Consider the following 24,296-nt stretch of genomic DNA (forward strand, 5'->3'; position numbering starts at 1 on the left):
CTTTTGCCTGTTTTATTATTTGCTTGTCGCAGACAGCAAGTTGGGCTTATCCAGCTTGCTGCGATCAGCGCCAGCGTTTAAAGATTAATGAAGTATTAATGCCACCAAACGCAAAGTTGTTGCTCATAATATAATTGGTATCTATGTAGCGTATCTCGTCTTTAATATAATCGAGTTGTGCGCACTCAGAGTCAATATCCGTGAGATTAAGCGTTGGCGCAAACCAACCCTCATTCATCATTTCGATACTGGTCCAGGCTTCCAATGAGCCACAAGCCCCTAGAGTATGGCCGGTATAACTTTTAAGTGATGAGATTGGCGTATTAGCGCCAAAGACCGCATAAGTTGCAGCTGTTTCGGCTACATCTCCCCGATCTGTCGCCGTACCATGAGCACTGATATAGCCAATTTGTTGTTCGGATAATTTGGCATCCGTTAAGGCTAAACGAATCGCCATCTCCATCGTTTTGGCATTGGGTTGGGTGACATGCTGGCCATCTGAGTTTGTGCCAAAACCAATTAACTCAGCATAAATTTTAACGCCACGCGCTTGAGCATGCTCAAGCTCCTCCAATATTAGTGTACACGCACCTTCACCGATAACTAAACCGTCTCGTTGGCTGTCAAATGGGCGTGGTGTTAGCTCTGGTTGATCATTTTTGGTGCTGGTGGCAAATAAGGTATCAAATACTACCGCTTCAGTCGGGCAAAGTTCTTCAGCACCGCCGGCCAACATAATCGTTTGCATACCGTACTTAATCGCCTCGTAGGCGTAGCCTATGCCTTGGCTAGCTGATGTGCATGCACTACTGGTGGTATGAATTCGGCCCTGTAAGCCAAAAAACACCCCCACATTGACTGCCGTTGTGTGCGCCATCATACGGATATAGCTGGTGGCGGTTAAGCCAGACATTTCGCCGGTTTTTAACATCTCACCAAATCCAATAATGGGATCGGTACTGCCAGTTGATGAACCATAAGCGACTCCAACTTTGCCAGAATTAAGAATAGGATCATCTAATAACCCCGCATCCTCTAACGCTAATTCACTTGCTCGAGTGGCCATTAGAGACACTCTACCCATGGAGCGAATTTTTTTGCGTGAATAGTGCTTAGGAGTAACAAACTCTGTGACTGGTGCCGCAAGACGAGTATTTAAGCCTGGGTATCTGTCCCATTCATCCATGCGAATGACACAATTATGTTTAGCTAATAGGCTCGCTTTAATTTGCTGCCAGTCTTGGCCTAATGCAGAAATGCCGCCAATTCCAGTCACGACCACACGCTTCATATCATGCCTCCATTAACTGAGATCACTTGACGAGTAATATAGGCGGCATCATCTGACATTAAAAAGTTAGTCAGGCCCGCTATTTCACTGGGTTTACCCATGCGTTTCATCGGCACTATTTGGTTAACCATTTCGGTTGGAATATCGCTGACCATATCGGTTTCAATTAACCCTGGGGCAATGCAATTGACAGTAATTTTGCGCTTTGCCAATTCAAGAGACAGCGCTTTAGTGGCTCCAATAATCCCTGCTTTTGAAGCGCTATAATTGACTTGACCTCGGTTGCCTGCAATGCCAGATACTGATGCGAGAGTGATAATGCGCCCACCTTTACGCGCTTGTACCATCGGCATCACCGTTGGGTGAATAACATTGTAGAAACCATCAAGATTGGTGTGGATCACGCTATCCCACTCCTCTTCGGTCATGGCAGGAAAGGCGGTGTCACGGTTGATACCAGCATTCAGAATTACCCCGTAATAAGCACCATTTGCGTCAATGTCCGTTTCGATAGCAAGCTTAACTGCCTGGCGGTCAGCAATATCAAATTGCAATACGCTAACTTGAACACCAAGATCTAATAAGGTTTTTTGTACTTGCGCCACTGCGGCATAATTGCTGTGAAAGTGCAGCGCAATATCAAAGCCATTTTCGGCTAATTTTATCGCGATGGCTTTGCCTATTCCTCGGCTTGAACCGGTAACTAATACTCTGTTATTCAAAATGTCTCTCCGTGATTTATTCGAGGAACTCCAATGGGATGTAAAAAGGTTTATTGATCATGCTTAGCCGTGGCTTGGCTTTCATCAATATAAGCTTGGGTATCTTTGGGTTGGAACACATTGATATTGGCTTGTGCTATTAAGGTATCTTGATGATAAATATGGCAATCAAATACCGCTAATCCCGACTCTTCTTGGTACAGTCTAGTCACTTGAGTGCGATATGACTGGCCTAAGGTAAAAGTGTCTATATGCATTTGTAGCTTGCGGGTACCGAGTAAAAAACCGGCTAGGATAGCTTCGTTGTCTAGTCGTGCTTCGATGCCTGCTAATGCCGCCACGCTTTGAGCCATATACTCTATCGCAACATAATTAGGCACCCCATTGATTTTGCTATTAAAAAAAGCACTGCTAGGGCTAATATAGGTTTCTGTGGTTAGGCTATCTGGACGATGCTCTAACAGCTTATCAATTAAGATCATCGGCGCACGGTGCGGAATAAAATTGCTAACATCTTGCGCTAACATAGCAGCATCGGCTGTGAGTGTAGACATGAAACTAGACATCCTTTCGACAAAAAATCAGGCTGGCATTACTACCGCCAAAGGCAAATGAATTACTCATAATGAAATTGAGTTCACTGAGCCCAGTATTACTGTGGGCATTAATCAAGGATATTTGCGGGTCGTTATCATCAAATTGGCCATCCCAGACATGAGGAGGTAGGCGCTTACTATGATTAAGGGGACTTAATAACAAATAGCAAAAGGCTGCTTCAATGGCTCCAGCAGCTCCCAAGGTATGGCCAGTTAGTGGTTTAGTTGAGCTACACAGTGGTGATAAATGGTTAAATACCGCATTTATTGCGCGAGACTCCATGGCATCATTTTTAGGTGTGGCAGTGCCATGCAGATTGACATAATTAATCTGCTGCGGCGAAATATTAGCGGCAGATAGCGCCAATTGCATAGCGGCAATTGCGCCATGTCCTTGCGGGTGTGGCGCTGAAATATGATGTGCATCGGCAGACTCGCCTATTCCCGCCAGCATTACATCGCTTTGGCCGCGTTCTAAAGTGAATAAGGCTGCACCTTCACCAATATTGATCCCATCACGATGGCGACTGAATGGATTACAATGACCTTTGGATACCGACTCTAATGCAGCAAAGCCATTAACGGTTAGTTGGCATAAACTGTCTACGCCACCCACAATCACCATATCGCATAAATTGGCATTGAGTAATCGTTGGGCACTGGCAAACACTTTGGCGCTTGATGAACACGCTGTAGAGACGGTATAACAAGGGCCTGATAGCGAAAATAACTGCTTAAGATACTCACTAGTACTGCCCAGTTCCTGCTGTGAATAATGGTAGCTTGGCGGGAAATTGCCATGTTCAAGCTTATATTTTAACGCCGCTTCGCCTTTAGAAATACCTGAGGTACTCGTGCCTAGCACGACGCCAATCCGATCGGCTCCAAAACGTTGCTTGGCTTGCTCGACGGCTGGGATAAGCTGCTGAGCGGCGGTGTTTAATAAACGATTATTCCGACAAGCAAACAGACTTAAATGATCGGCGATAGCGATTAAACGTTTATCATCAACGCAACCGACTAATGTTGGCGCATTGAACAGCAAATTATCGCGCCATTGCATGGCACTGACATCACCATTAATGAGACGTGGCAACACTTCTTCAGGCGAGTTGCCCAGAGGTGTACACAATCCAATGTGAGTTATTGCAATGCGACTTTTCATATTTGCTTATATGGCCTATTTTCACTGTCTGTTTATTGGTGGCACACTGATTATTCAATCGGGTTAATTTGCAGGTGAATATCAGCTGCATCGATGTCGACATTCACTTGTGCCAACCAAGGATCAATATTGTTGTACGTTAATGTTATTGACGCGCCATTATCATCGACCAGTTGCTTACATAGTGCCATATCACAGGATATTGTTACCAAGTTTCCACCACTCAATTGTTGATTAACTTGCTCTGTTGGCCAGTAAATTAACTGCATTATTGCCATCAAGTATTCTGCTTTAAACTGTTCCCCCAATAACAAACTTTGCTCACTTTGCAGAGTTTGTCCATCGTATACAAGAGTGAATAACGCTTGCCCAAGCGGGGCTAATCCCACTAATGTCATCCGTTGTGAATTAACGTCAAGCTGGGTTAATAACTCATGGCTATCTTGGCCACGGGTAAAGTTAACCATTTGAGTTAAATTAATGTCTTGATGCTGAGCATCAGTTAATACCGACGAGGTTGGATTTAAGCAATATTGTGCTTCACTCGTTAGAGGGACACAAGTTTGTCTGGCTATTTGCTGGCTACAAGCGGTTAAAAAGCTTAACAGAAGCAGGGCCACAACACGGCGTGATAACACATCAATAAAATGCCCAAATAAGTTAAGCAACATTGGGCTCCCGACATAACTCGACAATGGTATTGAGGCGGCGTTCAGACTCTTTTACAAATGGGTTATTCATGTCCCAAGCATAGCCGGCTAAGATTGAGCAAATCATTTGTTTAATAGTGTTGTTAGCTTGTTGATAGAAAATAACATCTTGAAATCGACCATCATACCAAGCTTGGACATAAGTTCTAAAGGTATTAACCCCTTGCATTAATGGCTCTGAGTATTGGCTATCCCAATCAATTTTTTGGCCATTAAGTTGCTTATGTAAACATGCTACAGCCATAGACGCAGATTGCATTGCAATCGTTACCCCTGATGAAAATACCGGATCAAGAAACTCGCCTGCATTACCCAGTAAAGCAAACTTGTTGGTTGCTAAAGTGGTGACGTTGGCCGAATAACCTTTTAGGGTGGCACAGGGCTGAACGATATTAGCCTTGGTCAGCAAGCGTTGCAGTACCGGCTCTTCATTGATGATAGTTAACAACTGTTGTTCAAGACTACCGGATAAACGTTGGAGTAAATGCGGTTCAGCGACCACCCCAATTGAACACCGATTATTGCTAAAAGGGATTAACCAGTACCAAATATCCTTATGCTTGGGGTGTACGCTAATGAGGATCTTATTGCGATCAAAACTAGGATCGCTGATGTTGTCCTCAATATGAGTAAAAATAGCACTTCGTGGGGGTAAAGTTGACGATTGTTCTAGGTTTAACAATCGTGGTAATACTCGACCAAAGCCACTGGCATCAAGCACAAATTTAGCATTCACCTGATACTGTGATCCTTGCTCGTTGGTTACGGTTAAGCGAGGATCGTGAGTTAAATCAATTGCATCGACTTGATGTCCAAATCGAATCTCAACCCCTTGGCTTATTGCTGTATCAGCTAAGAGTTTATCAAAATCAGCCCGCTGAACTTGAAAGGTGGTACCCGGGCCTGGAGTAAACTTATCGGTAAAGTCGAAGGTGGTATAGCGACCTTGGTGGCTAAATGCTGCGCCATTTTTAAACTGAAACCCAGCATTATTAACGGCTTCGAGCATGCCGGCTTGTTCAATAAATTGCATGCAACAGGGGAGTAAGCTTTCGCCAATTGAAAAACGCGGAAAATGTTGTTTTTCAATCACCACAACGCGATGGCCCTGCTGGCGTAACAAGCTTGCGGCTATAGCACCTGAAGGGCCGGCGCCAATGATGGCTACATCAACATCCATGTTGCTGATTTTATGTGTCTGATGGCTTAACATTTACACTGTTTTCCTTGTGATAAATGAAATAAATGGTGCGAGTAAAAAGGAAAAACTGATCCCAAATAATAATGTAAGACCAAAAAAGTGAATCGCATGAGTTTGACTCAGCGCTAGCAAACCAAAAGCCAATAGTGTTGAACAGGCTGACATAAAGATAGCCATCATGACTCCGCGACTGGTGTGTTTGGCTTCGGCGAAAAAGAGACTGTAATCGATACCAATTCCCAGCACTAAAATAAGCGCTAAGGCGTGAAACAAGCTAATGCTTGAGCCAACTAAGCCTAAACACGCCAGGGTGAGCAGTACTGATAATGCGGGTACCGAAACAATGGCTAATGCCAGTTTAATGCCGTATTTAATACTGAAGAGTAGGCAGGCCAAAGCAAATACCCACACTAGTAACTGCAATGTTAGTTGACGATATTGGCCCATTAAAGCCGATATATCACCGACTTTATCAATTAACTGCACTTGCCCCAAAGACCAATCGTGGCGAGTCAGTCGTTGCTCAATAGAGGTTAATGAGTGAATGCCACCTAACAATACAATTGCGCCATATTGCTGGGTTTGGTCTGTGGTCGCTACAGCACCAAGCCATAAGGCACGTAAGTCATCATTGGCAAGGGCTAACATCTCTTTTGGGGTTAGATATTTTGATTTTGCATGATCAAGTTGTCTCAGCAGGCTGGCATTTATGTTGTCATCTAGGCCCATGTTGCTAATGATTTCGTGCAAATGTTGCTGATAAAGTTGTTGTTGTAACTCATAATTGTGGCGTTGACTGGCAATGCTGGGCATAAAGCGGCTTAGGCTAATGGCTTGATCTAGCTCGCCATCGCTAATGGCTTGATTAAGCACAGGAGTCAGTTGTTCTAAGGTTTGCAATAAACCTTGTTCATTGTTACTGCTGACTAAAATAAATTGGTTGTCTGTGCCGCCGCTAAGTAGTTGTCTAAGCTGGTTTTCTTCTGTGGTGATGGCTGCAGGACTTTGCTGTAATTGACGAATATCATCATTAGAGTCTGCTTTGGATAAGCCAAAAAATAATATAGCGGTTAAACACAGCAGCAGTGCCGCTATGGTGGTTTTTTGCCACCATTGCGGCGCAGTAAAAATGCGTTTTAATAACGTTAGATAACCTTGGGCTAGGGTTAATCCTGGTGTTGGTTTAAGCGCATGGTTGCCCAATAATGGGAACACCAATAGTAGGGTTAGGTACGCACCTATTAAGCCAGCGGCGCAAAATACTGCCACCTGTTGCATCCCAGGAAACGGGGTAAAACCAATAGCGATAAAGGCACTGGCACTGGTAGCAAGAGCGAGAGTGAGCGCCGGAAAAATACGCCTTAAGGTGTCACTGGCGTTGTCATTGGGGTGAGCCTGTTTTTCACAGTAAAAGTGAAAGCTGTAATCAATCGCTACGCCAATTAAGCTGGTGCCAAATACCAATGTCAGTAAATGCAGCTCGCCAAAAAGGCTTAAGGTGGCGACTAGCGCAAACACCACACCGCTCGTTAAGGTAAGTAGTGCCGCGAATAATGGCATCACTGATCGAAATGCCAACCAGACCAATAAGATAATCCCCAACATGGAAATAAAGCCAATGCGGCTGATCTCTTGTTTGGCTGACTCGGTGGCAGCAATGGCATGAAATAACGCCCCCGCCTTAAGAAAGCTCACTTGGGAATATTGCTGGTTAATGTGACTCAACGCAGATTCCAATGCTTGAATTTGCTGTTGCTGAGCGTTGGGGTTAAAGGCGCTGTCACGGCCTTTGGCCATCACAATCGCCGCCACACCGTCGGCAGAATCTGTGAGTAAAATACCCTGTTGGCTGCGCAGCGCATTATTGGGCGATAACGCCAGTAAGTTGGCTGGAAACATCAGTAATGGATCATTGCTGAGCAGTTGGCTGTTGGCAAAACCAAATGTGCTATAAAGTTGGCTTTGGGCTGCGGTAAGCAGTTGGCGCCAATTATCGGTTTCAATGGCCTGCGCTTGCTCTGGTGTCAGTAAGCCAAAGCGATGTTCGAAGTAGACTTTAGCTAAGTGTTGTAGATTGTCATCTGCGCCGCTGCGAACGGCAGTAAAGGGCGATTGATTTGATTGATTGAGCGATGTCATCAGCTGCTTGGCTGCGCCGATAGCTTGGGTTTCGTTTGGGGCAATTACCGCAATATACACTTGATTAGCCAGTTGCTGTTCTACCTTGTTTAAGGCTTTCTCGGTAAGCTTATCTTGTTGTAGGTGCGGCAACATGGCCAAAATATCAGTCTGAATATGTGCACCTTGCTGCCATTGCACAAAGCCTGTGACTGTCATTGCTAGCAGCAATACTCCCCATAAGGCAAAACGCCCAATGGGAGATAACACTGCATTAAGCGATAATCGAAGCATTATTGATTGGACTCACTGCCAAGGCTAAAAAGCTCGAGTTCAGTTGTGCTGAGCGGCCCTTGCTGGGCATCAAGAAATTGAATTTGAGTATAATCGCTGATATCGGCCTGGCTGCTGGTGATGATTAATGAGCGTAATAGAGTATCGCCACTGAGCGTGATATTGCCCATGGATGCGCGTAGTTGTGGGTCTTTAGCTTGCAAGCCGAGTTGCCATGGCGTGCCTGCGTTGTAATTAGCGGGCATAAATAAGGTGAAATCCGCACTTAAAGCAGCAATATTACCCGCCATAATTGCTTGCAGTAACCGCGGTACTTGCTGTGCGATTGGACTACCACTGGCCATAGCATTAAGTTGTTGCACCTTGCCTTGGCTGTTTTGCTGAATTAACTGCTGATCTTTTAGCACCATCAAGGTGCTAAATGGTCGCAGCTGCTGCCATACTAACCCTTGCGTCGGACTAAAAATAAATTGTCCCTGGCTGAGCAAGGGCTTTTTTAGCACCTGTAAGTGACGCTGCTGAATAAACTGCCCTCTGGTATCAAGTTGTAAATTCAGTTGTTGCGCTAGCGCACTGAGGGCCTCTGTGGTGGCGGGTTGAGTATACAACGCCTGAACATCTGCCAGTTGTGCTTGAGTCAGTGGTTTATTACTGCTTGCTAGTGAATGTTCATTGGCGGAAATACTGCCAAGAGGCAAACAGAGGCAGATCACTATCCAAACCTGAGTAAACATGCCTTTGCGAGTATTCATTAAGCTTGGCTCACATCAAGTAATCGACGAATTTTTTCCTGAAATACTTCAGGGGTGACAAAGCATAATTCTTCGGTCGTAATATCTACCGCAGCTTGAATGGTATAGCCTTTCGTTATCCGCGCATTGGTTTGGGCATCAACAATTTGGTAGTTAATGCGTAAACGATTTTCCCATTCAACAATGGCGGCGATCACTTTAATTTTTTGATCAAAAGTGCTGCTTTTAACATACTTTACTTGTACATCGACAATCGGCCACGCATAACCCGATTGTTGCATAGTACGGTAGTTATAACCGAGTTTATCCAGCAATAAGCAGCGCACAACTTCGAAGTAACGTAAATAATTACCATGCCAAGTGATGCCCATCGAATCAACATCGTGAAACGGGATCACCATGTCCATTTCGGTCAGTAATAAACCTTTCATTTAGCACACCTCCCACAGACCCAATTGAATCTTTTCCACTGTTTGGCGCAATACCGTCTCTAAAGGACGGTCTTCGGTTAGCAGTTCAAAATCTTCGCTGACTTGGGCTAAGGTCGTTGCAAGAGAGGGGGTTAATGAACTCGCATCGAGTTCTTGCTGCATAATACGCAGTTGAATACCTTGGCTCATGGCTAACAATGCCGCGGCTGCGACTTGTTCTGTGAGCTGTAAAATACGCATACAATCACGTGCAGCTATGGTGCCCATGCTCACTTTGTCTTGGTTGTGACATTCTGTTGAACGTGAAAACACGCTGGCTGGCATAGTGTTTTTTAATGCTTCAGCAGTCCATGCTGATACGCCAATTTGCACGGCTTTAAAACCGTGATTAATTGCACGGCGCTCACCTTCTGCAGCAGATAAATTAGCTGGTAAGCCATTGTTAAATTTAGGGTCCATCACTAAGGCCATTTGGCGATCGATTAAGTCGGCGATATTGGCTACGGCATTTTTCATCGCATCCATGGCAAAGGCAATATGGCCACCATAAAAATGACCACCATGGAGAATATGTTCACCTTCGGCATCAACAATCGGATTATCGTTAGCGCTGTTAAGTTCGGTTTCAATAAACTGACGCATAAAGGGTAGAGCATCTTGCAATACGCCGATGATGTGCGGTGCACAGCGGATAGAATAACGGTCTTGTAGGCGGTCTGAATTTCGGGGATGCACATGATGATTTAAGTCCTCACGGATCCAACTGGCAATCTGGTTTTGACCTGGGTGGGGCTTGGCGGCAAATAAAATTTCATCAAAATGGTTTGCGTTACCCTTGAGCGTTAACGATGCCATGGCGGTTATCCGGCTTGATAGGCGGGTTAAATATTGCGATCTGTCATAGGCTAAACAAGCAAGAGCCGTCATAACCGCAGTACCATTCATTAATGCGAGACCTTCTTTAGGGCGCAAGGTTAATGGCATCATGCCAAATTGTAGATAAACATCTTTAGTCGCTTGGCGTTTACCTTGGTAAATCACTTCGCGTTCGCCAACTAATACCGCAGCAAGATAAGATAATGGGGTTAAATCGCCACTGGCGCCGACCGAGCCCTCTTGGGGGATCACCGGAGTAATATCATTGTTTAAGAGCCACTCGATGCGTTGTAGCAGTAAATAACTTACGCCTGATTTGCCCACAGCCAGTGAGTTTAAGCGGCAAGCCATAATCGCGCGGGCTTGCATCGGGCTAAATACATCGCCTAAGCCACAGCCATGGAAGCGGGTTAAGTGCAGCGGTAATTCGTGGACTAAATCTAAGCTAACATTAACTGTACACGAGTCGCCGTAACCCGTTGTCACGCCATAAACCACGCCTTCTTCATGGAGTACGCTGTCAATAAAGCGTGCACCTTTTTGAATATATTCAACATAGTCAGCAGTATCTGTCAGTTTGACCGCAGCGCCTTTGGCTATAGCCACCACTTGCTCAAGACTAAGATAGCGTTGGCCTAAATGCACAGTGCTGTCGGCGGTTGATGACATTGAAGATGAATGGCTCATGAATTATCTATCCTGACTGGGTAAATGGGTTGCGCTTGAGGGAGAGTGCTGAGTATTACGCCATACCAGCTCGTCTTTGCGCCAAAAATCGAAAAAGTTAAACCATTGCATCGGAGCGAGTTGGGCAAAATGCGCTAAGCGTTGGCTGTATTGGCTCATGGCGTCGGTTAAGCGTTCAATTCGACCTGTACGTGGACCTTTTAAGCTGTCGCTTAGATGTTCAACATGTACTTGATAACGGCCATGCTGACGAATACAAAATAAGGTGTAAACCGGGCAGTCGAGTAAGCTTGCTAAAATAAATGGCCCTTGTGGAAACGCTGCATCTTGGCCTAAAAACGGTAAATAGGTTACACGGCCCTGGCTGCTCGACGAGGTGCGGTCAGCGGCAATTACCACAATTTCACCTTGGTCGATTTTTTGCTGCAGTAACATGGCAGTACTCGGATCGAGCTCGTTAACATGGATTAAATTTAGGCTACTTTGTGGATTAAGCTGCTGTAGAACCTTATTAAAATTTTCCGCATTTTGGGTTAGCACCATCACATTCACTTTGACATTTTGCTGGTGGACAGAGATAGCGCGGCACAGTTCCATATTACCTAAATGCGACACAATTAATACGGCGCCCCTGCCAGTAGCCGCTTGATCTGCGAGTATTTTACGGTCGTCAAAGTCGACTTGGTCTAGATTTATCCGGTTACACCAAGCGTCAATTCTATCGAGGGCGGCATTACCAAAGGCAAAAAAATGTTTGAGGCTATCGCGCCAATTGACCTCGCGACTGAGATGAGGGTGATTGGGTTGTTGCTGTTGCACTCGGTGTAAAAAGTCTAATGATGCACGGCGAGCTGTTGAGCCCGTGAGAAAAAAATAACAAATTACTGGATACATAACCGCTCGGCACAACCAATGCCCGCCCAAACGATAGCATTGGGCTAACAGCTTAATCCCCCAAAAACTGCCTCGCTCGGTCATTGTGGACCAATGTTTTGGTGACTGAACTTGAGTTGGGGGCGACTCTTTTTGCTGCAAAAACCGTGTGCTAATAATACGTGGTAGACGCGCTAACATGCCAAAAAATAACTTGGTGTGCATCCAGCTGATGCGCACATTATCCTGAACGCCTTGAAAGTGACTGATGCCATCTTCAGGATAGATGACTTTGGTTGGCACCTGCACGACGGCAGTGCCTTGCCAGTAAAGCTTGACCATGATCTCAATATCAAAGTCCATCCGTTCGCCTAACGCTTGCTGGCTAAATAATTGCTCAGTCGCAGCGAGTGGGTAGATCCGAAAGCCACACATAGAATCTTGAATATCAAAACTTAAGGTTTCAACCCACACCCAAAAATGAGTGATATAACGCCCGTATAAACGCCCTTTAGGTACAGACTCATCATAAATTGGTTGGCCAGATATTAATGCTTGTGGGTGCTGCTTACTGGTCGATATCATTAACGGAATATCGTCTAAATTATGCTGTCCATCAGCATCGACCTGTAATACATGACTAAAACCATCACGATAAGCTTGGCGCAGCCCGCTAGTCACAGCTGCTCCTTTACCACGATTAAACGGATGACTAATAAGCGTTACCCAGGCAAATTTTTCCGCCATGGCGTGCAATAGGTAACGAGTTTCATCTTGGCTGCCATCATCAACCAAATAACATTGCAGGTTGAATTTTGCCAACTGTGCGAGGGTTTTCTCTATGGCGATATGATGATTGTAATTAGGAATAACCAAGGCGAGCTTCATGAGTCACTCTCAATATTGGTTGCAGCATTAACCCATGCGGGTTTGATAACAATGCGCCCAGAAGCAAAGCGTTTATCTTGATCGCGGTAACTAAAAATCATTTTTGCTTTTTGCGCTTGGTGTTCAATCACCAAATCAACATAGGTGTCGGGTAATATGAGTTGCTGAAACTTAAGTACTTCTAATGTGGCAACCTTAGCGGAATAGCCAAATGCCTCGCAACCCAATTTGACCGCCCAATCGACTAGAGTTATCCCAGGTAATACAGCTTGCTCTGGGAAATGGCCCTTAAAAAAGGCTAAATCTGCACTAATAAATAAGCGCCAATGATAGCTATTATTATCGCCTTCATGGCTAATGATATGAGGTAATTCGGACTTAATCATGACTAAATAAGGCTACAATTTCTGATTGGGTACGCTTGCCTTGGCTATTGAGCGGCAAGTTTTCTGGATAGCGCCAGCGTCTTGGTAACGTGATACGCTCAAACTGACTCAACAAATGACTTTTTAATGCATTATTAACTGCCAATTTGCCTTCGTCCTTTAGGGTTTGCAAGCCTAATTCGCTTAAACATATTGCAGCACCTAACATGGTCCGCGGCTGTTCTAATACCGTGACCGCAGCTTCGCGCACAAAAGGATGTGTTTGCAGTAAATGCTCAACTTGGGCTAATGACAAACGTTTTTCTTCAATTTTTACAATGCGGTCAAGTCGGTGTAATAAACGGAACTGACCATCATTTACCAGTTCAATTTTATCATCGCATTTTAACCATTGAGTCGGGTCGTCTAAATAGACTGACTGCAACATTAATGCTCCGTCTTGTGGCGCGATATCAATATTGACTTGGGTAAAGGCTTGCCATGGCTGCTGAGGTTGCAGCTGGCGGCGATAGGCAATACCGCCAGTTTCAGTACTGCCAAATATTTCAATCGGTAATTGATTAAAACAGTGCTTAACCGCCTGGGCAGCCTCAAAATTTAACGGGCCACCCGAACTGAAAATTAAGCTAGGAATACGTTGTTGCCTTTGGTTTTCAAGTGCATCAGGTAAGCGAGTCAATTGAGCAGGGCTACTGATTAAACATAAATTTGGCATAATAGCCAAGTAGTAGCTTAAGGTTTCTGGATAGTCGATTTGTTCGCTTAAGAATGCGCGGCTCGCAGCCAAAGGCCAGAGAATTTTAAATAATAAACCGTAGATATGTTGATGCGAAACCGTCGAAACGACTGAACAATGGGGTAAATGTTCGGCAAAGGTGTGTTCAAGAATGCTGACTTCAGCATCCAGTTGTTGCAAGGTTTTCTTAACCGCTTTCGGTTGACCGCTACTGCCTGAGGTGAATAAGATTAATTCCCCCAAGGTTTCTGTTTTCGGCCAAGGTGCAGCGGGTAAACTTAATTCTTTTTTTAGCGCAATGTACTCACGCACCTCACATAGAGGTCTGTCGGCAATAATGGCATCAAATTCATGATTAAGTTGGCTCAAGGTGCCACCTTGGGTGTTGGCAGGTAATATCACTTGTTTACCCGCCAACAATGCCGCGCATAAACCGGCGGCAAATACGTCACTGTGCTTGGCGGCAAGCAACCAGCGCTTCGCTGTACTTTGGCTCAGTTGCGCATGCAGATGAGCAACTTGGGCACAAAATAATGATCCCGTCATGATGTCATGATGATCAAAGCTTATCAGCTGCTGAGAGGCCGGCCCTGTTGCTAACCAATTGAGTAAAAGTTTATTCATGTTTTTTCAACCAAAAACGACGGTAAATCCATTCTCCACTGAGCAGCATACCCATAAGCAGATAAGCTATCAGTCCGTTATAAAGTGTCCATATTTCAATACTGGTTGCTATGGCCGTATAGGCAGCAACGGCACCATTAATAATAAATAACCCACACCAGAGTATGGTAATAGTGCGTAAGTAAGTAATCGCGGAGTCTGGCAAGTCAGGCTCTTTTAAGCGCGCTAAACGCTCAATCATGCTTGGGCCATTAATCAGTGAATAACCAAATAATCCCAACATACTCATATTTATCACCACTGGATAGAACAATAACCAGTCGTGACGCTGAGCAATAAAACTGGCTGCAGTTAATCCTATACCAATCAATATTGGCAGCGTCATGGATTTTACTTGCTGTTTATTGATAATAAATCGCATTATTAACGATAAGCATAGTAATAAGGCGATTGTGCCCGGTGGTAAATATTGCAATCCAAAGTACACAGCTAAAGGATAAGTGATAATAACCAAAGTTGTGATAATCAGCAGGACTAAGCGCATTAGCTTTTAATTAAACCTTCAATGGCATTGACGATATCATCGACGCTTCGCACTGCTTTAAAGGCTTCAGGCTGAATTTTTTTGCCGGTCTGCTGCTGCAATTTAATCACCAAGTCAACGGCATCAATACTGTCTAAATCCAGATCTTCGTACAAAGTGGCTTCGAGAGTGATATCTGCCGCATTTATTTCAAAGTCTTCAACTAAAATAGTGCTAAGCATTTCGAGTATTTGTTCACGATTTTGCATGCTAGCTCCTAAACACGTTGAGATTCAATAAAGCTAGCTAAGCTAGCAACACTGAAAAAGTGTGCTTTAGTTGCATCTGAATTGGCTTCAATTTTGACATCAAACTCTTTCTTAATCGCCAAGCCCAACTCTAGCGCATCGATCGAGTCTAACCCCAGACCGTCACCAAATAAGGCCGCGTCAGTTTCGATATCATCGACAGTGACATCTTCTAAATCTAAGCAATCAATGATCAGTTGTTTTATTTGGTTGTGTAAGTTCATTATTTGTCTTTCTTATCAGTATGGCTATCAATTGGACTTGATAGGTTGTTTAAGTGTATCAATGTAAAACTGCTGCAAGTCGCGCGTCAGCTGTCGAGCCATTTTGGCTTCATTACCCTGTTGAGCATCATACCGCAGGTATGGGATGCTTGTGCCAATTTCTACTGACATATTGATGGTTTGTCGCGGTATTTGGTACCAAGGTTGTTGTTTGGTTAAACCGGCAACATCGGTTCTTAATACTACAGGTAAAATATCTGTTTGGGTGCGAAGCGCAATATTGGCGGCGCCACGAGCAAATGAGTTAACGATATTACCAGTTAATGTTCGGGTACCTTCTGGAAAAATAATTAAGTTAGTATCACGATTTAATACCTGCAAGCAGTCGTGCAGGAGCCAATTGACTTCGCGATTGGGAATATACCCTACACTGGCGAGTACGCCGCGAAAGAATGGATTACGCCATAAACCTTGTTTGACAATACAGCCCGCATTAGGCATCAAGCTAATTAATACCACCACATCCACTAATGTGGGGTGATTAGCGATAACAATTTGCCTTTTAGCGTGTTGCAGTGCCTCGATATTCTTAGTACTCACAGCAATCACCCCAGCAAAACTTAGCATGGCGACAAATACTCTAAACATCCAGCTGACTAATCGTTGCACTCTTGCAACTCGCAGTTCTGGTTTAGTGGGCCAAAGTTGTAATAGAGGTAAAATGGTTAATGAACACAATAGGCCACCTAAACCAAAGGTAATATAACAGCCAACTCCAGCTAACCAGCGAGGAATATATCGCACTCCGCTGAGTTTCGGTGCGGGTGTTTTTGTTGACTCAATAGCATCAGCATGTGGCATCTTGTGTTGATCAGTCATGGTGTTCAAGCGACCAATACCAATGGCACAATTTACCTTGAATATTTTTTGCGCTAACAATATGGTGGATTAACTCGCTTAAACTTATATTTTTTTGTCCCTGTGGATTAGCGACATCCAGTGGATAATCAGACAAGCTCAGTGTTGTCCGTTGAGGCGCCTGTTTTTCAGCGTGGCAACCTATGTGATCTTTTGGTGCAAGATACAATCCCAAGGCGAGGGGCAGTTCGACTTCGTTAGTAAATTCGCTGTATATCGGTGGCACAGGATCGTCACCAAAAATGACTAATAAGGGCTCTGGAGATTGTGCTAATTGGGCATAGGCTTCAATAAGTGCTTGAGAAAGGGTTTGTTCACCAGCAGCAATGGATGTAGAGGCTGTAGTGTTATTATTTACAATGCCAAAAATACCACTGGCAGTATTATGCACTGACTGACTAAAAGCCATTGGCGATAAAGCTTGCTGCTGGGTAATGTCATTAAGTAAGCCTAATGTTCTCGTGAGCTCGCCATGACGAGATGAGAAAATGCTCCGACAATGCTCTTCTGGCTGGCATTGGTGAGCTGCTGTTAGCATCATTTTAGTTAAACGACTAAAACGACGACGTTGCATGGCCGGAATGTGCTTTAAAGCTGGCGAGTCGGGCTTAGGCGTCAAGTTGCCATTTGGCTGTTGCCATTGTAGCCAACTTTCTGTGGTTTGAAAGTTTGGTGACCATGCCCCCCATGATAGAAGCTCAAATACTAACTGCATTACTTTCCCTCTATAACTGCCAAGCTATCCTTATTTAACAGTTAATAATCATTTAAATAATAAAGATTAGTTAACCTTAGCGATTGTACACTGAAGTTAATGTAGATAAGAAGTCATGCAAACTAAAAAGCCTAATAGTGGAGGGGGATTAGCTAAGGTGATGGCTCAATAAAAAACGCGACATATGTCGCGTTCATTTTTGATAGCTTAATCTGCTAGGGTTACTCGTCGATATAAGCTTATTTGTTTGGAAAACTTTGTTGTAGCTTTTTGACCGCAGCTTTAATTTTACGAGTATTGTCAGGTCCCATACGGATCAACAGTTTTTGTGCACTGGGCAACGCTTCAAGGTTAGGATCAACGTATTTATAGTTCACACTGATTGATGAAAGCTCAATAGGGTCTTCAATAATCGGGGCGCTAGCAACCATGCTAAAAGCTTGCTGCATACGCTTATCAAAATCAATATCACTGTAACCGAGTTCAGTAAACGCTTCAGCAAAGAGTGGTTTTAATTCAATATAAGTAGCGACTAAATCTTTATCGTTCAAGCCTTCGATGAAATTCGCATACAAATCATATCGATGATATCCATCTGGATTAAGATAGGTTTTATTGGTTATCTCGCTCACAGTAAATTGGGTATCAGGGCCTTTTAACGGGCTTGCTTTATGCACGATATCACCTTGGGCTAGGTTATCAACAAACACCACAAATTGGCGAGCTATGTCCTTTTTCAAGATCATCGGCGCAATTTTCATACCGTTGGCAATGGCTAATGTTTTTGCTTCAACAAAATCATCAGATTCAGCTAATACTGGCAGAGGCTCTGCCACTGCAGCAGACGATTCAGATTCTCCAGCGGGAACCATATCATCAACAGTGCTAACGTTTTGCGGTTCTTCAATCGGCGCTTGTTCTATTGGCACCTCTGGTACTGATTCTGGCAGTTCAACTGGCGTCATGACAACCGGTTCTAATTCTTCGGTATCATCACTCGTAAAATAGAAGTAACTGCTGGCGCCTAATAGCGCGATAACGGCTATAGCGATTAATAGCATGTTAGAGCCAGTTTTTTCCGTGGCTTGTGGGGTAATTCTATCTTCTTCATTAACTTGCATTTCAATTCCTTGGCGTTATAGCTAATCGATACAAAGATCTAGATGGAGTCGAAAAATTCTGCATGATACTAATTACATTCAATAACTAAACAGTTGCGGAGGACTGATTTCAAATCGCTTTCACTGCGTTAAAGCTTTCGCTTTGCTTGCAGTAAGGTGATCCCCACTAGCTGACTAGATAACAAACACAATTTATATACCATTTTGCAATATTCGGCCCACTTGTCTAGTGATAACTGATGATAATGAACAATATATTATGATCTATATTACGCTTGGACATATTGTTGTCTATCACCGATCCAGCGATGAATGATAGCATCTACGTTTTGTGGCACTTGCTGGTAAACATGAGATGCTAATTTTTGAGTTGGTGCAATTAAGTGTTGATCACGAATCAGATCAGCAATTTTAAGATCTGCCAAACCGGTTTGTTTGGTGCCAAGCACTTCGCCTGGACCTCTAATTTCTAAGTCTTTTTGAGCAATAACAAAACCATCATTACTGTCTCTGAGTACGCCTAAACGTTTGGTGGCCGTTTGTGATAACGGGGCTTTGTAAAGTAATACACAATGGCTAGCTACAGCCCCACGGCCGACTCGACCTCTTAATTGGTGTAACTGCGCTAGGCCTAAGCGTTCAGGGTTTTCGATAATCATTAAACTGGCATTAGGCACATCAACGCCAACTTCTATGACGGTAGTGGCGACGAGTAAGTTCAATTCACCCGCTTTAAATTGCGCCATGATATGTTGTTTTTCAGCGCTTTTCATTCTTCCATGGATCAAGCCTATTTTCAGTTCTGGTAACGCTATGGCGAGTTCTGTGGCGGTGTCTTCAGCCGCTTGGCATTCAAGTACTTCAGACTCTTCAATTAAGGTACAGACCCAATAAGCTTGGCGATTATCGTTTAATGCTGCTTGTTTTACACGTTCAATCACTTGCTCTCGGCGACTGTCGGCAAGGGCTACTGTGGTTACGGGAGTTCGTCCTGGAGGCAGTTCATCAATGGTCGAGGTATCAAGATCGGCATAAGCGGTCATGGCTAAGGTACGCGGAATTGGCGTAGCAGTCATTATAAGCTGGTGTGGATGGAAGCCTTGGCTGACACCTTTTTCTCGTAAGTCTAGGCGTTGATGCACACCAAAACGATGCTGCTCATCAATAATAATCAGCGCCAGTTTATTAAACACCACCGCTTGTTGAAATATTGCATGAGTTCCAATAACCATTTGTGCAGCGCCAGAAGCGATATCTTCAAGTGATTGAACCCTTGCTTTGCCTTTTAATTTACCCGCCAGCCAGCCGACTTTTAGCCCAAGTGGTTCAAACCATGCTGCAAAGTTGCTGGCATGTTGTTCGGCGAGTAATTCAGTCGGTGCCATCATGGCCACTTGGTAACCGTTTTCAATTGCCTGTAATGCCGCCAGTGCCGCCACCAAGGTTTTACCTGAACCCACGTCGCCTTGAACTAAACGCATCATCGGCGTTGGATGTTGAATATCTTGGCTGATTTCGGCGACAACCCGCTGTTGTGCTCCAGTGGGTTTAAAAGGCAGTTGCGCTAGAAAAGGCGTTAGTAACTGACCTGTCGCTGGCATTGGCACCGCGGCATCTTGGTTACTGCGTTGGCGTAGTTGCAACATGCTCAGATTATGTGCCAGCAGTTCTTCTTGGATTAATCTTTGTTGGGCAGGATGCTGACCTTGTTCTAATTCAAAAGGTGATACTGAGCTATGGGGGCGATGTAAAATATGCAATGCATCACGCAGGCTAATATTGTTTGGCTGTAATGCACTGGGCAGTAACTCAGGTAATCCACCTTGGTCCAACATCGCCAAGGCTTGTTGTGTTAATTTTATCCAACTGGCTTGTTTTACCCCTTCAGTCGTCGGGTAAATCGGCGTTAGGGTGTCGCTTAATGTGACAGATTCACCAGGATGAATAATTTGATATTCGGGGTGAACAATTTCTTTATGATGATTGCCTCGGCGTATTTCACCGTAAGCCCGAATGCTGGCGCCATTTTCCATGGCATTACGTTGCGCCATAGAGAAATTAAAAAATCGCAGGCTCATCATTCCGCTGTGGTCACGGACATTACACACTAACATGCGCCGCCGACCTTGCATGATTTGAGTTGACTGAATTTCTGCTTCTATGGTGCCATAACTGCCAGGAGGTAATGCGGCAATAGCATGGATTTGCGTACGGTCTTCATAACGCAGCGGTAAATGAAACAGCACATCTTGTACTGTTTTAATACCTAACTTAGCCAGTTTTTCCGCAACCTTTTTAGCAACGCCTTTAAGGTCGGTGATCGGAACAAGATCCAGTCGTAGCAAATTGTGCTCACCTAAATTGATTACCAAAGATGTAAAAATTATAGTGATTTCAAGCTATCAATCTCAAATCACTGTAATTATATACAGATGTTTAAGGTATCTTAGCAGACTTTGCATACAAGGCAATATTAAGCCACTAATTACAACCAACCCTTTTGCTTGGCAATTCTGGCGGCATCAATTCGGTTACTGGCATTGAGTTTATTAATGGCTTCTGACAAATAGTTTCGTACTGTACCTTCTGCAATAAACAACTGACTGGCAATATCGCTGGTTGATAAGCCTTCGCTTGCTAGGCGCAATGCGCGCCTTTCTTTGTCGTTGAGAGGATCTATTTCACCAATAGCGGTGAAAGCCAATTCTGGATCGATGACTCGTTTACCCGCCATGACTTGTTTAATCGCGTTAATTAAGTCATCAGAAGGTGCATCTTTTAATAAAAAGCCCCCGACACCGTATTCTAATGCTCGTTTGATATAACCCGCTCGGCCAAAGGTGGTCAGAATAATCACTTTGGTTTGACTGCGTTGCTGTTGCAGCCATAGGCTCAGTTCTAAACCTGATTTCCCAGGCATTTCAATGTCGGTAAGTAGCAGGTCAAACGAATCGGTTTTAAGTTGTTGCATCGCTTTATCGCCATCTTCGACTTCGACAATCTCTATTGCATTTAAGCTATCACATCCTAATATGAGTAACGCGGCGAGAGCGCCTCTTACCATGGCTTGATCTTCGGCTAATAGAATTTTCATCTAACGGACTCACTTAGTGGCAATTGGATACTCACTTTATAATGGGGAATTAATTGATAGTCGATGGTGCCATGTAGCAAGGTTACTCGCTCTTGAATACCGGTTAATCCGTTACCTTTAGTGATGGTTTTAACCGGTACATTCTCGATAAAGTTGAGTTTGAGGCAATTTGGGCTTTGTTCAATACGCAGGGTGCAATGTGTTGCGTGGCTGTGTTTTATGGTGTTATTAATCAACTCAGTTAACAGCAAGCTGATTTGCGATTCCATGAGTTCACTGAGTTTAGGGAATGTGCCTTCTATGCTGACAGCAATAGCGTTATCTCTTAACGTGTTGGCTAAGGTGTTTAAGGTATGCGTCAAGCCTTGATGTTTATAGCCCGATACCGTGTGGCGAATTTGGCTTAAACAGTCTCGAGTTATCACGCTCACTTGATGAATTTGCTGCTGCGCTAAATCGATTTTACCTGAGGCAATGAGTTTGTCTGCCAGTTCAGCTTTTAAGGCGATAGCGGCTAAGTGGTGCCCCATCACATCATGTAAATCGCGGCCAATACGTTCGCGTTCTAATGCGGTGGCTAAATTTGCGACTTCATCTTTTGATTGTTGTTGCTGGCGTTTGATGCGTTGGCGGTTTTGTTCAATTATCCCAAACACTCCCACCCCTAAGCAAATTCCCATACCATAAAAAGTAAAAAAATAGCCTGTGTAATCCATGCTAATATCGATTACTAAAAGCAAAATACTCAGTCCGATAAAACTCAATATGGCAGTACGAAGTGAGTAGAAAAAACCAATAAAGAAACAGCAAAAACTGAACAGTGATATGGCGCCACTGCTAACAAATGATGAGGCTATTGCTGTGACAAACATTAACCCAATAGGTTTGAGGGCTCGCTCTTTGCTACTGTTATAAGCCCAGAAATAACCGATAATAAATGGCACTAATAATAAGATTGCGATCGTAATGTTTAACCATTGACCGTGCATGAAATACAATGGAATAAAGTAAAAACCTAAGTTTATGAGGTAAACCCAAGCGGTTTTTTGCTCATAACTCTTTTCGTTGGGTATTGTTAAACCGAGTGTCATAGTGCCTCCTAGCGCAGTTAATCATAGAGTAACTGCGCGCTAACTCAAACCTATGCGAGTAATAATAAACTGGTCGATTACTGCTTTACTGTTTGTTGGTTTAACAGATATCTTGCCCAACCATACTGAGGGTCAACTTCAATGGCGGTTTGCCAATCTTGTAAAGCACCGTTTAAGTCGCCTTGTTCTTGTTTAGCGAGTCCGCGCCAAGTATAGGCTTCTGCATGTCCCCAACAGATTTCATTACAAGGCTGCTCAAATTGACTAATTGCTTGGGTTGCTAATGTTTGCGACTTGTCGAGTCCGCCACCAAATACGCTAGGGGTATAAAATGCATTAATTGCTCGCACTAAACTGACGCGCGGATTGTTAGGTTCCAGATCGTTTGCTTGTTGAAGTAATTGTGCCGTTTTCATTCCTAATACAGCACCTTTGCTATTATCAAACGAGATTTGCATTCCATATACCGCAGCAAGTAGCGCTTGTGGGTCTGCAGATGGGTCTTGGTCTAAAAGAGATTCTAGTGTTTGCTGAGCATCATTTAATGAATCTGTAGCGAGTTGACGTTGACCCATTATGTTGGCAGTAATGGCTAGACGATAATCAGCATAGGCTTTTTCATAATCAATAGCCTGTTCACTGTATTGGCTGAGTTCATTGATGTTCATGGTGTTGGCAGCAGCATCAATATCGCTAATGTTAGCAAAGCTAGCTTGGCTGACTAAGGTTAAGCTGGTGATCAGTAGTAAGGTTTTCATGGTTATCTCCATTTACGTTTCCCCCAATCAAGATGTTGTTGGGATAGGTGTAGTATGGCGATAGGCGGGGGTTATTCTTAGACACAAAGGTCATCAATTGAAGATGACAAATGTCATGTATTGTCAGGATCTCGTATTAAATATGAGTATAGGCTTACAAAGTGTTATGAAAAGACCGAATGAATATTCGGCCTTTAGTATGAGTAATATTGTCGATAACTTAAACCACTTGCATCACTAAATAACTGGTGTAGCCAAGGTAACCAGCTAATAGCACTCCACCTTCACGACGACCAATACGTAAACCGCTCCAAGCAAACGGCAATACCATAAACGCAAAAATCAGCATGGCGATAAAATCAACTTCGTTAAATCCGGCAGCGGATACTGGGTGAATTAATGCTGTTGCGCCTAAAATACCGAGTACGTTGAAAATATTAGAGCCAACAACGTTACCGATGGCAATGTCACTTTGACCTTTAAGAGCCGCCATCACCGAGGTAACGAGTTCTGGCATACTGGTGCCAATAGCCACAATAGTTAAGCCAATGATGACTTCACTAATGCCAAACTGCTTGGCTAAATCAACAGCACCATCTACAAATAATATGCCACCACCGACTAACATTGCGATTCCAGCAATAATTAATGCGACTGATAATCCTGGGTGTTGTGGATTGGTATTAACATCAACGTCTTCTGGATTATTTTTGGCGCTGACATAACTAAAGACTAAATAACTAACAAGTGCACCAAATAAGATGGCTCCGTCGATAAAGCTGACTTCACCATCAAGCAGCAAAAACCACATTAGTACTGACGCGCAAATCATAATAGGAATATCGCGCTTAACCATTTGAGATTGCACGGTAATAGGGCGAATAAGGGCGGTGATGGCTAAAATTAAACCGACATTAACAATGTTGGAACCGACAACATTACCTAAGGCAATCCCAGGATTACCTGCTAATGCCGATTTTACACTCACCGCTAATTCAGGGGCGCTAGTGCCAAATGCCACAATGGTTAAGCCTATAATGAGCGGAGCAATACCTAAACGCAGCGCTACGGCACTGGCTCCGCGCACAAGAGCTTCTGCGCCAAAGGTTAAAATGATAAAACCGCCGATAATATATAACGCAATGAACATGAGTCTCTGCCTAATTAATGGGTATGCAACGCTATGTAAACTCT

The 24,296-nt window shown here is 43.9% G+C and carries 24 protein-coding genes; all 24 read right to left on the minus strand.

Annotated features, from left to right (window positions below; genetic code table 11):
- Positions 1-64: 64 nt before the first annotated feature.
- The 24 genes from H5114_RS12170 to H5114_RS12285 all read right to left on the minus strand — a co-directional run bounded on the left by H5114_RS12170 (position 65) and on the right by H5114_RS12285 (position 24,252).
- Positions 65-1,291 carry a beta-ketoacyl-ACP synthase gene (locus tag H5114_RS12170; protein WP_182723074.1) on the minus strand — a complete coding sequence of 409 codons (1,227 nt, stop codon included), beginning with the start codon at positions 1,289-1,291 and terminating at the stop codon, positions 65-67.
- Positions 1,288-2,013, minus strand: coding sequence for a 3-ketoacyl-ACP reductase FabG2 (locus tag H5114_RS12175; RefSeq protein WP_182723075.1), 726 nt, complete (start codon positions 2,011-2,013; stop codon positions 1,288-1,290). The genes H5114_RS12170 and H5114_RS12175 overlap by 4 nt, the downstream gene beginning before the upstream one ends.
- A gap of 50 nt (positions 2,014-2,063) precedes the next feature.
- Complete coding sequence (locus H5114_RS12180) at positions 2,064-2,567, minus strand: hotdog family protein (protein WP_182723076.1); 504 nt, start codon at positions 2,565-2,567, stop codon at positions 2,064-2,066.
- Between the two features lie 4 nt (positions 2,568-2,571).
- A complete protein-coding gene (locus H5114_RS12185; RefSeq protein WP_182723077.1) occupies positions 2,572-3,774 on the minus strand; it encodes a beta-ketoacyl-[acyl-carrier-protein] synthase family protein in 1,203 nt (400 codons plus the stop codon).
- Between the two features lie 50 nt (positions 3,775-3,824).
- Positions 3,825-4,445 carry a DUF3261 domain-containing protein gene (locus tag H5114_RS12190; protein ID WP_182723078.1) on the minus strand — a complete coding sequence of 207 codons (621 nt, stop codon included), beginning with the start codon at positions 4,443-4,445 and terminating at the stop codon, positions 3,825-3,827.
- Positions 4,435-5,697, minus strand: a complete 1,263-nt coding sequence (locus H5114_RS12195; protein ID WP_182723079.1) for an NAD(P)/FAD-dependent oxidoreductase — start codon at positions 5,695-5,697, stop codon at positions 4,435-4,437. Before H5114_RS12195 ends, H5114_RS12190 begins: the two co-directional genes overlap by 11 nt.
- Positions 5,698-8,097, minus strand: a complete 2,400-nt coding sequence (locus tag H5114_RS12200) for an MMPL family transporter (RefSeq protein ID WP_182723080.1) — start codon at positions 8,095-8,097, stop codon at positions 5,698-5,700.
- A complete protein-coding gene (locus H5114_RS12205; RefSeq protein WP_182723081.1) occupies positions 8,097-8,849 on the minus strand; it encodes an outer membrane lipoprotein carrier protein LolA in 753 nt (250 codons plus the stop codon). The genes H5114_RS12200 and H5114_RS12205 overlap by 1 nt, the downstream gene beginning before the upstream one ends.
- The gene (locus H5114_RS12210) at positions 8,849-9,280 is read right to left on the minus strand and encodes a thioesterase family protein (protein ID WP_124017462.1); all 432 of its coding nucleotides are present in this window, start codon (positions 9,278-9,280) and stop codon (positions 8,849-8,851) included. Before H5114_RS12210 ends, H5114_RS12205 begins: the two co-directional genes overlap by 1 nt.
- On the minus strand, positions 9,281-10,843 hold the full coding sequence (gene hutH, locus H5114_RS12215) for a histidine ammonia-lyase (RefSeq protein WP_182723082.1): 1,563 nt from the start codon (positions 10,841-10,843) through the stop codon (positions 9,281-9,283).
- Positions 10,844-10,846: 3 nt separating this feature from the next.
- Positions 10,847-12,604: a glycosyltransferase gene (locus H5114_RS12220; protein WP_182723083.1), complete on the minus strand. Its 1,758-nt coding sequence runs from the start codon at positions 12,602-12,604 to the stop codon at positions 10,847-10,849.
- A complete protein-coding gene (locus tag H5114_RS12225) occupies positions 12,601-12,990 on the minus strand; it encodes a thioester dehydrase (protein ID WP_182723084.1) in 390 nt (129 codons plus the stop codon). The genes H5114_RS12220 and H5114_RS12225 overlap by 4 nt, the downstream gene beginning before the upstream one ends.
- On the minus strand, positions 12,983-14,350 hold the full coding sequence (locus H5114_RS12230) for an AMP-binding protein (RefSeq protein WP_182723085.1): 1,368 nt from the start codon (positions 14,348-14,350) through the stop codon (positions 12,983-12,985). Before H5114_RS12230 ends, H5114_RS12225 begins: the two co-directional genes overlap by 8 nt.
- Positions 14,343-14,894, minus strand: coding sequence for a hypothetical protein (locus H5114_RS12235; RefSeq protein ID WP_124017467.1), 552 nt, complete (start codon positions 14,892-14,894; stop codon positions 14,343-14,345). Before H5114_RS12235 ends, H5114_RS12230 begins: the two co-directional genes overlap by 8 nt.
- The gene (locus H5114_RS12240) at positions 14,894-15,142 is read right to left on the minus strand and encodes an acyl carrier protein (RefSeq protein ID WP_124017468.1); all 249 of its coding nucleotides are present in this window, start codon (positions 15,140-15,142) and stop codon (positions 14,894-14,896) included. The genes H5114_RS12235 and H5114_RS12240 overlap by 1 nt, the downstream gene beginning before the upstream one ends.
- A gap of 8 nt (positions 15,143-15,150) precedes the next feature.
- Complete coding sequence (locus H5114_RS12245) at positions 15,151-15,405, minus strand: phosphopantetheine-binding protein (RefSeq protein ID WP_011635842.1); 255 nt, start codon at positions 15,403-15,405, stop codon at positions 15,151-15,153.
- Between the two features lie 27 nt (positions 15,406-15,432).
- A complete protein-coding gene (locus H5114_RS12250) occupies positions 15,433-16,284 on the minus strand; it encodes a lysophospholipid acyltransferase family protein (RefSeq protein ID WP_182723086.1) in 852 nt (283 codons plus the stop codon).
- Positions 16,277-17,038 (minus strand): beta-ketoacyl synthase chain length factor, encoded by a 762-nt coding sequence (locus H5114_RS12255; protein ID WP_182723087.1) that lies wholly within the window; start codon positions 17,036-17,038, stop codon positions 16,277-16,279. Before H5114_RS12255 ends, H5114_RS12250 begins: the two co-directional genes overlap by 8 nt.
- A gap of 239 nt (positions 17,039-17,277) precedes the next feature.
- Positions 17,278-18,159, minus strand: a complete 882-nt coding sequence (locus H5114_RS12260; protein WP_182697741.1) for a DUF3014 domain-containing protein — start codon at positions 18,157-18,159, stop codon at positions 17,278-17,280.
- 269 nt (positions 18,160-18,428) lie between these two features.
- Entirely contained in the window at positions 18,429-20,504 is a 2,076-nt protein-coding gene (recG, locus tag H5114_RS12265) for an ATP-dependent DNA helicase RecG (protein WP_182723088.1), read from the minus strand.
- 140 nt (positions 20,505-20,644) lie between these two features.
- Positions 20,645-21,253 (minus strand): DNA-binding response regulator, encoded by a 609-nt coding sequence (locus tag H5114_RS12270; protein ID WP_182723089.1) that lies wholly within the window; start codon positions 21,251-21,253, stop codon positions 20,645-20,647.
- Complete coding sequence (locus H5114_RS12275; protein ID WP_124017474.1) at positions 21,250-22,344, minus strand: sensor histidine kinase; 1,095 nt, start codon at positions 22,342-22,344, stop codon at positions 21,250-21,252. The genes H5114_RS12270 and H5114_RS12275 overlap by 4 nt, the downstream gene beginning before the upstream one ends.
- A gap of 77 nt (positions 22,345-22,421) precedes the next feature.
- A complete protein-coding gene (locus tag H5114_RS12280; protein ID WP_165870146.1) occupies positions 22,422-23,102 on the minus strand; it encodes a tetratricopeptide repeat protein in 681 nt (226 codons plus the stop codon).
- Positions 23,103-23,322: 220 nt separating this feature from the next.
- Positions 23,323-24,252: a calcium/sodium antiporter gene (locus H5114_RS12285; protein ID WP_124017476.1), complete on the minus strand. Its 930-nt coding sequence runs from the start codon at positions 24,250-24,252 to the stop codon at positions 23,323-23,325.
- Positions 24,253-24,296 lie beyond the last annotated feature (44 nt).

This window comes from Shewanella sp. SR43-8, from assembly GCF_014163775.1.
GTDB classification, from domain to species: Bacteria; Pseudomonadota; Gammaproteobacteria; order Enterobacterales; family Shewanellaceae; genus Shewanella; species Shewanella vesiculosa.